Source organism: Alkaliphilus hydrothermalis (genome assembly GCF_016908555.1).
Taxonomy (GTDB): Bacteria; Bacillota; Clostridia; order Peptostreptococcales; family Natronincolaceae; genus Alkaliphilus; species Alkaliphilus hydrothermalis.
The window spans coordinates 38,227-51,308 of sequence record NZ_JAFBEE010000010.1; the positions used below are offsets into that span (position 1 = coordinate 38,227).

At 36.4% G+C, this 13,082-nt stretch carries 10 protein-coding genes and 1 other annotated feature; of the genes, 9 read left to right on the forward strand and 1 reads right to left on the reverse strand.

From position 1 onward, the window contains the following. Positions 1-8: 8 nt before the first annotated feature. Positions 9-434, reverse strand: a complete 426-nt coding sequence (locus JOC73_RS08570) for a hypothetical protein (RefSeq protein WP_204402093.1) — start codon at positions 432-434, stop codon at positions 9-11. A gap of 188 nt (positions 435-622) precedes the next feature. Between JOC73_RS08570 and JOC73_RS08575 the strand changes: the two genes are divergently transcribed. The 9 genes from JOC73_RS08575 to JOC73_RS08615 all read left to right on the forward strand — a co-directional run bounded on the left by JOC73_RS08575 (position 623) and on the right by JOC73_RS08615 (position 13,078). Continuing rightward, positions 623-1,156, forward strand: a complete 534-nt coding sequence (locus tag JOC73_RS08575) for a hypothetical protein (protein ID WP_204402096.1) — start codon at positions 623-625, stop codon at positions 1,154-1,156. A gap of 314 nt (positions 1,157-1,470) precedes the next feature. Beyond that, complete coding sequence (locus JOC73_RS15125; protein ID WP_243427905.1) at positions 1,471-3,279, forward strand: PAS domain-containing sensor histidine kinase; 1,809 nt, start codon at positions 1,471-1,473, stop codon at positions 3,277-3,279. A 236-nt stretch (positions 3,280-3,515) separates the two neighbouring features. After that, positions 3,516-3,674 (forward strand): hypothetical protein, encoded by a 159-nt coding sequence (locus tag JOC73_RS08585; RefSeq protein WP_204402098.1) that lies wholly within the window; start codon positions 3,516-3,518, stop codon positions 3,672-3,674. Between the two features lie 317 nt (positions 3,675-3,991). Continuing rightward, on the forward strand, positions 3,992-6,052 hold the full coding sequence (locus tag JOC73_RS08590) for a methyl-accepting chemotaxis protein (RefSeq protein WP_204402100.1): 2,061 nt from the start codon (positions 3,992-3,994) through the stop codon (positions 6,050-6,052). 127 nt (positions 6,053-6,179) lie between these two features. Next, positions 6,180-6,402: a binding site (T-box leader), on the forward strand. 61 nt (positions 6,403-6,463) lie between these two features. Beyond that, positions 6,464-9,562, forward strand: a complete 3,099-nt coding sequence (gene ileS, locus JOC73_RS08595; protein WP_204402103.1) for an isoleucine--tRNA ligase — start codon at positions 6,464-6,466, stop codon at positions 9,560-9,562. Between the two features lie 177 nt (positions 9,563-9,739). After that, a complete protein-coding gene (amrA, locus tag JOC73_RS08600) occupies positions 9,740-11,167 on the forward strand; it encodes an AmmeMemoRadiSam system protein A (RefSeq protein ID WP_204402105.1) in 1,428 nt (475 codons plus the stop codon). 80 nt (positions 11,168-11,247) lie between these two features. Next, positions 11,248-12,117: a LacI family DNA-binding transcriptional regulator gene (locus JOC73_RS08605; RefSeq protein WP_243427906.1), complete on the forward strand. Its 870-nt coding sequence runs from the start codon at positions 11,248-11,250 to the stop codon at positions 12,115-12,117. A 147-nt stretch (positions 12,118-12,264) separates the two neighbouring features. Continuing rightward, positions 12,265-12,630 (forward strand): BsuPI-related putative proteinase inhibitor, encoded by a 366-nt coding sequence (locus JOC73_RS08610; protein ID WP_204402108.1) that lies wholly within the window; start codon positions 12,265-12,267, stop codon positions 12,628-12,630. Between the two features lie 97 nt (positions 12,631-12,727). Next, complete coding sequence (locus tag JOC73_RS08615; protein ID WP_204402110.1) at positions 12,728-13,078, forward strand: hypothetical protein; 351 nt, start codon at positions 12,728-12,730, stop codon at positions 13,076-13,078. Positions 13,079-13,082: the final 4 nt, after the last annotated feature.

The window sequence follows — 13,082 nt, forward strand, 5'->3', positions numbered from 1 at the left end:
TGACTATCTTAATAGAAAAAAGGTCGTCTTCCAAATCCTCTACCAAAACCATAGAAAGGCCTTCGCCATATAGCTGCTAGGGTAAGGAACCAAAGCAATAGACTAGTACCTCCAAAGAATTGAGTTTCGACAGCCGATTGCATGTTGGACCCACCAGTATCAGTCGTTAAGACTCTCTTGACCATCTGAATACGTTGTTTAGTGGAATCTGAAACAAATCCAGACATTTGTGATAGCGCATCCAAGTTGTTAACATGCTGCCTCAATACATTTTCTGATACTTTTACTTTTGAGCTTAAAATCTCTTTATAAATATCAGCGTCTGATAATTCGCCATACTGTGTCATAAAGTTATTGAAGCTATCTATATATTCACTGGGAATCATTAAAAAATCAAGGTTATATTGTCCTTTAGCATTAGTAATCTCAGCCACCATCTTCACCTCCCTTCAATGATCCTTTTGCAGTAATATACTATGTACTCTTAAGTGGTCGGTGACAAAAATAAAAAATAATTTGCAACAAATCATGAATGATTTTCCTACTGGTATATCAGCACGATCATAGAGGTTCAATCATAATCTAATACTGGGTCATTATACAAAGAAGGGGGAAAAGTAACATGGAAAAGTTACCGTCAAATAACAATGACATAGATGAAAGAGGTAAAATTTTACATGAAAGTAAAGGGGCATCTCTATACACATATATACCTACCCTGTTGACAATTTTAATCTTTAGCAGAAAGCATACATCCTTCAATCATCTAGCTCTATCAATATCGAATGCTATTAGAAATCCTGAAATAAAAAGAGCCTTAGCTTCTGTTAGCAAATATCTTAATGAAGATGAGCAAATGCCTATTCATAAAATTATCGGGATACTAGAGATTATTGATACAGTAAAAGGCTTACAAAATAATTCCTACAGGAGTCAAGGGATTCGTGCTACTGAAAATGCTCATCAAGGGGGCAAACATTTAGGTATAATCAATAGTCTAAAGGAACATGCCAATGAAGATGATAAAAATTTATTAGATGCAATTCAAAGTGCAGTGATAACAGTCGAGAAAGTTCAGAAAGTTATGAAGGAAGCAAAGGCTAAAGCAAATAATGTTAAAGGTACGTCCCATTTAATAAAAGAAGGTAGAATATAATAGGTTTCATTAATAAATCAAATGCCCTAGGAGAATTTATTTTTTAGGGCCTTTTTATTGGAGCTATTTCATATTAAATATGTAATATGATTTTTAACATAATCTTACGACAGAAGAGTACATTTTAAATACGAACTGTTATGATGTTGTGTTATCAGATACATAAAGATGCAGAAATTGTAACAACATAATCAATAAGGTATTTTTATAGATGGATGTTAAGAATCAAATTAACTTTTGTAAAAAAATGTATAGAGGTATTTGTAAACCATTCTAGAAATTCATTATAACTATAGTTGGAGGTGGTATTATTTATGTTGATTACCTTTTTTGAAAACATGACATTAATTATTACCTTAATATTTATATATAGTAAGCTGAAAAATCTAATCATTAGTGAAAATGCCAGTAAAGGACTTTGGTTCGGAATTACGTATATTTTATCAACTATTCTAACCTTATCAACAATGATAAAACCCTTTGCCTATGCAGGTTATAGCTTTGATTTAAGGACTGTGCCATTGTTTTTAATATCCTACAAACAGGGATGGAAGCTTGGACTCCTCACTAGTATCTTTCCAGCTATTTATAGGTTAAATATAGGTACTACAGGAGCATGGCAAGGGATTCTTTTAGGTATGCTCTTTCCTGTTGTTATTGGAGCTTATTTTGGTGGAACTGAGGATGCGAACCAACATTACACCATTACTAATACAAAGAAAATAGTGAAGCATTATTTGATATTTGCACTGGTTAAAGGATTTTTGCTGGGGTTAGCATTAGACATTCCTTATCAATTTTGGTGGGGGATTATTTTCAGTATGACTATTTTTTCTACTGTTACCCTATGGAGTTTAGTGGTGATGCTCAATGATGGAAACAAACAAGTGCTTTCAGAGAAACAACTGAAAATCAGCGAAGAAAGATATCGAAGGCTAGTAGAAATTCTCCCTGATGGTGTACTGGTGCAACGGGGGAACCAGATTATCTTTGCCAATACAGCGGCAGTTAATTTAATGGGGGTAGAAGATCAAGAACAAATCATTCATTATTCCTACGATGCAATTGAAGTAGAAGATGAACACTCAATTATCAGTAATATAATGGAGAATTTGCAGAATAGAAATATGGAATCCGCTTCAAGTCATCATACCATTTCTCTGAAGGATGGAGTAGACATGGATATCGAAATCAGAGGTATATCCTTCTTGTCAGAGGGTGAGATGTTTATTATCAATGTAATAAGAGACATTACAAGTATAAAGAGAACTCAGCTATTGGAAGAAAAAATTAAACATGAGCAAAAAATGTTGGCGGAGATAATGGAGTATGATCGGTTAAAGACAGAGTTTTTTGCTAACCTTTCCCATGAGCTTAAAACTCCTTTAAACTTACTATTTAGTACAGTGCAGCTTATGGAAATAGACAATAGGAGTCAACAAGCCCTAGAACCTGAAAAAATGACTAAAAGATTAAAGGTGCTGAGACAAAACTGTAGTCGGATGATTAGATTAACCAACAATCTCATTGACATTACTAAAATTGATTCGGGGTATTTCGATCTGCAAATGCAGCATTGTGATATAGTGAGTATCGTTGAAAATATAGCATTATCAGTGGCAGATTATATCGAAAATCACCAAATTGAATTAATTTTTGATACGGAAGTGGAAGAAAAGATTATTCCTGTTGATCCGAACGCAATGGAAAGAATTATATTAAATTTACTATCTAATGCAGTGAAGTTTACAAAGCCCAACAATGAGATAACAATAAATATTTATGACTGTGGCGAGAATGTTGAGATATCAGTGAAGGACAAAGGGCAAGGCATCCCGAAGGATAAATTGGAGGTAATATTTGAACGGTTTAGACAAGTTGATAAACTCCTAAATAGAAGACACGAGGGTAGTGGCATAGGCCTTTCTCTTGTGAAGGCTTTAGTCACCATGCATGGGGGAGACATCACTGTAGAGAGCTCTTATGGGGTAGGTAGTGAGTTCATAATCACACTACCTGTAGAAAGCTCCCTAGAGGTTGTTGATTATTCAGCGAAAACAGAACCAAACACTCGATATGGGAAATTGATAAATATCGAGTTTTCAGATATATATTCCCGCTAGACTGTTTCCTTAAATTGGACTAAAATTAAAATCAACATAAATGCCACTAAAAAGAAGTAGTAAAACTGCGTGTTACGAGAAATTTGTCGATGGAAAAATAAAAAAATATACAGGATTTTAAAAAGATATGCAGAAAGTAGATAACCAAGTGAAATTTAAAGAAAATTTAGAAAAAAGCATCACTTTTAAACTTCAGTCATTTTTACATTATCTGTTAATATTTGGGGGTTATGGAAATGGAAAAGGGATCTGAGCAAATTGAGGTAGAATTAAAGTTGCTTTGCGTCAAAATGATTGACCTGCTTAATGAGTTAAAGGAAAAAGGAATTACATCTGAAGACGATTATAAAAAATATGTTGAATTAAAACAAAAATTTCTGCAAGATAATAGATAATTTCAGTTAGGCAGGCCAATACCCTGTCTTTTTTTGTTTTGCCTGAAACTGCTTTTAACGAAGCAAGAGTCTAGATTTCTTATAACGACAAACATTGGAGGACTGACCTACCTTATTGGAAAATTTCAATTTACTTTTTTGTCGAAAAATGTTATATTGTAGATAACTGAAGATTTTTAACATTAATTCAACAAGATAGTGCATCTATTGATGAATTGCTATTTTGTCATCGAATGAGCACCTAGGTAATTAGGTACTGTTATTTTTGAGTCTACACATAACAACGAAAATGAAAAATTCAATTAGGGGGCAAAATAATGGAAAAAATTACTGGAAAGGCCAAGGACAAAAAAACAAAAAACCAGAAAAAACAAAAGTCTAGAAAAATAAGAACCCAGTTGATAGGAATAATGATTTTAGTCATACTATTACCTGTCAGTATTTTAGGGACTATGACTTATTTAAAAGCCTTTAGGATACTGGATGAAAAACTAGGTCAAACTACACAACAAACCACAAGGGAAGCTGGAGAAGCTCTTAATGAATATTTATGGGGAATTGAAAAGCAAGTAGCAGCTTTGGCTGACAATTCTATTATGAAAGAGATTGCGAGAGAAGCAGAGGAGGATACTTTACCCTATGACTCGATGGGTATGGGGATGGAGCTACTTAAAAATTTTAATGATAGTAACCCATCGGTAATTAATAGTTATATCGGCACTGAAAAGGCTGGTATGTACATATATCCACATACTGATTTACCAGAGGGATGGGATCCAAGAACAAGACCTTGGTACTCAGCCGCCATGAAAAATAAAGGCAAAGTTGCTTGGTCAGAGCCCTATGTTGATACTGCCAGTGGACAAATTACATTAACTGCTGCTAAATCTATTGAATACAATGGAGGGACTGTGGGGGTATTAGCCTTTGACGTTGATTTAAATATGATTACGCAAAAAATGGCAGAGGTTAAGCTGGGAGAAGAGGGTTACTTAGCTTTGGCAACAGGGGATGGAACTGTACTGGTTCATCCGATGGCTGAGATTATTGGCACTGATGAGATTACAAAGCAATCCTTCTGGGGAGAAGCCAGTGGAAACGAAAGTGGCTTTACTAGATATGAGTTCAATGGAACCCGTAGGTTTGCCAGCTATGTAACTAATGAGAGCACCGGGTGGAAAATTCTAGGAATTATGTCTGGATCGGAGTTGGTGGATGATACCAGTGATATAAGAAACTACATTATTATTGCATCAATTATAGCAATTATCCTTGGGGCTGTAATATCGTTGCTAATCGCAAATAATGTTTCTTCACCATTAAAGCAAATTAAAGAGGCCTTTGCAAAAGCAGCAACAGGGGATTTAAGCGTTAGAACCAGTATGAAGCGTAGAGATGAGTTTGGAGATTTAAGTAATAGCTTTAATGATATGATGGAGAACCTTAAGGCGCTAATTTACGAGGTACAGCAATCAACGCAGGTAGTAGTAGAAACTTCAACCTCACTAGCCAACATAACAGACCAAACCAACGTTGCCACAAATGAAGTTGCCTTGACGATAGAAGAAATTGCTAAGAGTGCTGGTGAACAGGCTAGAGATATGGAAGAAGGGGTTGGTAAGGTAGATAACTTAGCCCATAAGATTGGTGTTGTACAGTACTCCACCGATGATGTATATAGTAAGTCTACAGAAACCAATGAATTGAGTAAGAGAGGAATTGAGACGGTTCAATTATTAACAAAAAAAGCCGAAGAAAGCAGTCGTGCAACTGAGACAGTTGGCGGGATTGTAGTAGATGTTAATAAAAGTTCCGATGCAATTGGGATGATTACAACTACGATAAATCAAATAGCAGAGCAGACAAACTTGTTAGCCTTAAATGCAGCCATTGAAGCGGCAAGAGCAGGTGAAGCTGGAAAAGGATTTGCTGTTGTGGCCGATGAAATTAGGAAGTTAGCTGAGCAATCTGGAAAGGCAACCAGAGAGATTCAAGATTTAATTGCTGGAATTCAAGAGAAGGCTAAGTCTGCCGTATCAGCTATGGATGTGACTGAGGAAATTATGAAACAACAGAATCAAGCTGTAAAGGAGACGGAAATGATTTTTGATCAGATCTCCAGTGCAATTTCTGCCATAATGCAGAAGGTTACTGAGGTTAAGGGCTCCAGTAATGACATGGCAGCTGAGAAGGATGATTTAATTGCTGTAATTCAAAATGTATCAGCTACAGCAGAGGAAACATCAGCTGCTACTCAACAGGTTTCTGCTGCCACAGAGGAGCAATTGGCATCTATAGAAGAGGTGGCATCCCACTCTAACGATTTAAAGGAACTGGCTGGACAATTACAAAAAGTGATCGAAAGGTTTAAGATATAATTTTTTTACGATTTTGTATATGGACATTGTTTTCCTGGCAATAATACCAAGAAACATAGTGAAATTTTTCTAATACAGCCTTGACATAAACAATGTCCTAAGTGTATAATCATAACTAAATCTAAGAGTAAAAGCTAGGATGAGGACAGTAGTAAAAGGATGGATTTAAAGAGACGTAATCATTGGTGAGAGATTATGATGAAGCCCTTTTATGAAGATCACCTCGGAGCTGGAAGCCTGAAATAGCCAGTAGGGTATCCCGTAGTCACACGTTATCATGTATTGAGCGACAGGTGTTTTATGCCTGTAAGCAGGGTGGTACCACGGTTTATTGTTAATTCGTCCCTAAGCATTTATGCTTAGGGACTTTTATTTTTTAAAAATTATTCAGAAGAAAGGAAGTTGTTGAGAATGGAAAAATACAAAGCCTTATCCAATCAACCCATTGCCCAACGGGAAGGGGCCATAGCTAATCAGTGGGATCAAAATGATATCCTAGAAAAAAGTATATCTACTAGAGAAAATGGTAAATCCTTTGTTTTCTTTGAAGGGCCTCCAACGGCAAATGGTAGACCAGGAATCCACCACGTAATTGCCCGTACTTTAAAGGATTCTGTCTGTAGATACAAGACCATGACAGGTCATCAAGTAAAGAGGAAAGCAGGTTGGGACACCCACGGCTTACCAGTTGAAATTGAAGTAGAAAAACAATTGAAGCTATCCAGTAAGCAAGAAATTGAAGATTATGGGATTGATAAATTCAATGAAAAATGTCGTGAATCAGTATTTACTTATGAAAAGGCATGGCGGGAAATGACTAAAAGAATGGGATACTCCATTGACCTTGATAATCCCTACATTACCCTAGATAATAACTATATCGAATCCATCTGGTGGATTTTAGACCAATTTTTCAAGCAGGATTATATCTATGAAGGACACAAAATTTTGCCTTATTGCCCACGATGTGGAACAGGTCTAGCATCCCATGAAGTATCCCAAGGATATAAAGAGATTAAGTCAAATACGGTAATTGTATCAATGAAGCGGAAAGACGCTGACGAATACTTCCTAGTTTGGACCACTACTCCTTGGACTTTAGCTTCAAACGTTGCCCTTGCTGTACATCCAGAAGTGGATTATGTAAAGGTTAAGCATCAGGATAAAGTCTACTATTTGGCTGAAAAGCTAGCCAACAAAGTAATTGGTGAAGATTATGAAGTAATCGAAAACCTTAAAGGGAAGGACTTAGAACACATTGAGTATGAGCAATTAATGCCCTTTGTAACGCCAGATAAAAAGGCCTTCTTCGTCACTTTAGCCGATTATGTTACTACTGAAGATGGTACTGGTATTGTTCACATTGCTCCAGCTTTCGGGGAGGATGACTACCAAGTAGGAAGAAAATATGATTTGCCAGTTCTTCAGCCGGTTGATGAAACAGGTAAGTACACGACGACTCCTTGGGAAGGAAAATTTGTAATGGACTGTGATGTAGACATTATCAAATGGCTTCATGGAGAAGATAAATTATTCAAAAAGGAAAAAATTGACCACAACTATCCCCACTGTTGGAGATGTTCAACACCGTTGTTATATTACGGAAAGCCTAGCTGGTATATTGAAGTAACAAAGATGAAGGATCAATTAATCGTCAACAACAACTCTGTAAATTGGTATCCAGATTACGTTGGAGAAAAACGTTTTGGTAACTGGTTAGAGAATGTTAATGATTGGGCTTTATCAAGAAATAGATATTGGGGAACACCATTAAATATTTGGAAATGCGAATGTGGTCACCTAACCTCTGTAGGTTCAAGAAAAGAGTTGGCAGATAGAGCATTGGAAGATATTGATGAATCAATAGAGCTCCATAGACCATATGTGGATGATGTTCATCTAAAGTGTGAAAAATGTCAAGGCACGATGACAAGAGTTACTGAAGTAATTGACTGTTGGTTTGATAGTGGAGCAATGCCTTTTGCTCAACATCATTATCCTTTTGAAAATACAGAAAACTTTGATGGGCTATTCCCAGCGGATTATATCTGTGAAGGGATCGACCAAACCCGTGGATGGTTCTACTCTCTACTGGTAATCTCAACCTTCGTAAAGGGGGTAGCACCTTATAAAAATGTATTGGTAAATGACTTGATTCTCGATAAAGAAGGAAGAAAGATGTCTAAATCAAAGGGGAATACAGTAGATCCTTTTGAGTTATTCGATCAATATGGAGCAGATGTATTAAGGTGGTATTTATTACATGTGTCTCCAGCATGGACTCCAACTAAGTTTGACGTAGAAGGTCTAAAGGAAGTACAAAGCAAATTCTTCACAACAATCCAAAACGTATACACCTTCTTTACCCTATATGCAAATACTGACGGAATAGATGCAAAGAGCTTCTTTGTTCCTTATCAACAAAGACCAGAGTTGGATAGATGGGTTCTTTCAAAATACAATAGCTTAGTAGAGGCTGTTGAAGCGGACTTAGCAGTATTTGACTTAACGAAGGCTGTAAGGAAGATTCAAGAATTTGTTAATGAAGATTTATCCAATTGGTATATCAGGAGAGCTAGACGTCGATTCTGGGCTACTGAATTAACTGACGACAAAAAATCAGTGTATAATACAACCTATGAAATTTTAGTAGGGGTGGCAAAACTGGTTGCACCTTTTGCACCATTCATTTCTGACGAAATGTATCAGAACCTTACTGGAGAGCTATCAGTTCATTTAGCTGATTATCCAGTGGTTAAGCAGGAGTTAATCGATAAAGAGGTTGAAGGAAAGATGGACCTTGTAAGAAATCTAGTTGGACTAGGGAGAGCAGCTAGAGCTCAAGCTAAAATTAAAGTACGTCAGCCATTGCAAAAAATGATAATTGATGGTAAATATGAAACGCTAATCAGCGATCTAATCCCTCTAATGCAGGAAGAGTTGAATATTAAGGAAGTGGTTTTTGAGAAAAACCTTAAAAATTACATGAACTTCAACCTTAAGCCAAACTTCAAGGTGGCGGGTTCTATACTAGGACCAAAGATCAAATCCTTGGGTAAAGTATTAGCTCAGTTGGATGCAGCGGAGGTTACAGAAAAACTTGAGGCAGGGGAAACAATCACAGTCGAACTGGATGGCGAAATGATGGAAATCCAAAAGGATTACGTACTCATCACAATTGCTGCTAAAGAAGGTTTTACTGTAGAAACAGAAAACAATCTATTTGTTATCCTAGATACAACTCTAACCCAAAGCTTATTGGATGAAGGGTTTGCAAGGGAATTCATCTCAAAGGTACAGCAGATTAGAAAAAATAGTAATTTTGAAGTGACGGACCAAATTAAGATATTCTTTGATGGAGATGAAGAAATCAGCAAAGCTGTAGATAATTTTAAGCAGTATATTATGCAGGAAACTTTAGCTGTAACAATAGAGAAGGTTTCTGATGATAGCTATGAAAAGCAAAATCTCAATGACCATGAGACTGGTATCAAAGTAGAGAAAATATAACTAAAAAATAACTTCAAAAAACTCCAATGGGAATAATTCTGTTGGAGTTTTTTTGTCGTTAGGTAATATACTGTTAATGGATTATGGTTTTTTTATATATTTAAGGGTAAAAATTCAAATAAATACCTGAAAATGAAGCATAATAACATAAATCACAATATCTTTGGAGGCGATTTTATGAGTTATTTGCAGGGTATGGTGTTAACTCCTCATCCACCAATTATACTTCCATCAATAGGGGGTGGTGAAGAAGAGAAGGCACAGGGTACCATTGAAGGACTAAAAAATATCGCAAAGCTGGTTAAGGAAAAATCACCACAGGTAATTATTTGTATAACTCCCCATGGTAACGTATTTCAGGATGGTATTTGCATACTTGATGAAGAAGCTGTAGAGGGAAATTTTAAAGAATTTGGAAAATCGCATCTAACTATGAAACAGGAGATGGACGAAGAATTGATAGATACATTATTAGAGGCTTTTTTAGAAAAGGAAGTCCCAAGTCTGTTTTTAAGTAAAAAATTAGCTAAAGAATATGAAGCTGAGGTCGCCCTAGACCATGGTACAATGGTTCCTTTACACTTTATTCGTCAAGAGTACAATGACTTTAAAATGGTACATATAACAATAGGATTGATGGATTTACTAGAACTTTATGAAATAGGAACGATTATTGCTGATGTAGTGGAGCAGATTAGGAAGAAAACAGTAGTATTGGTAAGTGGAGATTTGTCCCATTGTCTAGTGAAGGGAGGTCCATATCCCTACAATGAGAGGGGACAAGTGTTTGATGATCTCATCAGTAAATGTATTAAAAATGGCTGGGTTGAGGACATATTATTACTTCCAGAGGATCTTGCAGAGGCAGCGGCTGAATGTGGATTAAGGCCCATCGCAATGGGACTAGGGGTATTCGACGGCTTTGAAGTATCTGGAAAAATATTTTCCTATGAGGGTCCTTTTGGAGTAGGATATCTAAATGCTTATTTAGAGGCTATAGGAGAAGGCCCAAGTGTATTGAAGAAATTATTAGAGAAAAAACACACGGAATATATTAGAAATAAACGAACTGAGAGTATTCCTGTAGCATTAGCAAGAGCCACTATTGAGGATTGGGTAAAAAGAGATCACCAGTTGGATTGGGAGCTTTTTCAGGAATTGGTCCTTCAACAGGATATTGTTAGAGAATTAGAGGAAAAGAGGGCGGGAGTTTTTGTGTCTCTAGAGAAACATGGAGAACTAAGGGGGTGTATGGGGACTTATATGCCTACAAAGCAAAACATTGCAGATGAAATTATCAACAGTTCAATTATGGCGGCATCGGAGGACCCGCGGTTCTATTCTGTTCGAAAGGGAGAATTGGAGGATTTAGAGATAAAAGTAGATATTCTCCATGGAATGGAGGAAATTGATACTTTGGATCAATTGGATGTGAAAAAATATGGTATTTTCGTAGTGCAGGGGGATAAAAGCGGCCTTTTACTCCCAAACCTTGATGGGATAGAGACTCCACAGCAACAGCTGGAGATTGCTATGAAAAAGGCAGAGATTTTAGAAGTAGACAACATAGAGCTATATCGTTTTGAAGTGACACGTTATCTATAAACTCCATCAAATAAACCATTGACTAAAGAGAGGATTTAGCATAATATCTAGTTAATAAATTAGGAAATAGGTGGGAGATTATGAAGATAAATATTAAAGACGTTGCTAGAAAAGCTGGGGTGTCAATTTCAACTGTTTCTAGAGTTATTAATGAAAGTAAGGTTGTGAAGCCTGAAACGTACAAAAAAGTAATGAAGGTTATTGAAGAATTAGGGTATAAACCCAATGCGATAGCCAGGAGTCTCAAAGTCAAAAATACAAAGACAATTGGTATTTTGATTCCTGATATTTCAAATCAGTTCTATCCAGAAGTAGTCAGGGGAATAGAGGATATTGCAAATATGTATCAATATAACATATTCCTCTGTAATACGGACTTGGATTATGAAAAAGAAATTAAATACTTTGATGCCTTAGCAGAAAAACAGGTGGATGGTGTTATTTTTATTGGAAATATCGTATCGGAAGAGCTTTATAAGAGATTCATCACCTATGAAATACCTGTCGTTTCAATCGGTGCAACTCCTGAGGCAATACCTTCTGTAACCATTGATTACGAAGGGGCTAGTAAAGCTATGGTTAAATATCTTATCCAAAAAGGCCATCAGCGTATTGCTATGATTTCAGGTAATGGAAATGATCCAGTAGTTGGTATAGCCCGTTTGGAGGGGTATAAAAAGGCTCTTATGGAATCTAACATCAGTATAGTTAATGAACTAATCCTTGAGGGTGGAAGTCGTTTTAAGCATGGTTATGAGGCAGCAATAAAGCTATTAGAAATGGATGAGCCCCCTACGGCGATCTTTGTAGCAAATGATGAAATGGCCATTGGAACAATCCGTGCAGCTCTGGAAAATGGATATAGTATACCAGAGGAGCTGGCGATAGTAGGGTTCGACAATATTGATATGGCTTCAAAAATCTATCCAGCCTTAACTACGGTTGCCTAACCAATGTATGAAATGGGGGCAATTGGAATGAGGGTATTGACTAAAATTTTGAATGGAGAAGAACTTGAAATAAATAAAATTTTCCTTAATTATAGCTTGATGGAACGGGAAAGCAGTTAGATGTGAAAATCAAGGGAGGATGGGGTAATGGAATTAAGGGCAATTTATGAAAAGCAGGATGAAGGAATTGATGTAGATTTTAAATTAATCAATACCACTAGAGAAGCCAAAGAGATAACCTTTCCTTCAGGCCAGCAGTTTGAGATGATTATTGTAGATGATGGAGGGGAAGAGGTGTATCGATTTTCTGAAGGACGTTTTTTTACAATGGCTATGACCTCTAAGCAGCTACAACCTGGGGAAGTGTTACACTGGAAAAATCTCTGGAAATGTATTGATAAGAATGGGAAGAAAAGAAAAGAGGGCAATTATAAAGTGATTGTAAAAATTAAAGCAATGGTGGAAGAAGTTTCGGAAGAGGAATTAACAACAGAAATAGATTTTAATTTGTAATGATCTTATTTACCTGTTCCTCTTGGGTGTGGTTGCATTTCAATTTTAGTGGGTATATAATAGTAATGTGAGATTAAGGATAGGGATGTGATATTAGGTGCATGTGTTATTTATTGTTTTGAATGAGGTAGAATATCTAGATGAAATCTTAACAAAGTTCGTGGAGATTGGCATTTCGGGCGCAACTATACTGGATAGCCATGGTATGGCTTGCGAATTATGCAAATACGACCAGAAAATACCAATAATTGGTTCTTTGAGAAGCTTTCTAGATAGCTCTAGGCCTTATAACAAAACCATCTTTACTGTAGTAGAGAGGGAAGAACTGGCAGATAAAGCTATGGAAGCAGTTAATGAAATCGTACACGATGTATCAAAGCCAGGTCATGGACTAATGTTTACTGTTCCTGTAGGAAAAATATGGGGCGTACCTAAAAAAATTGAATAACAAA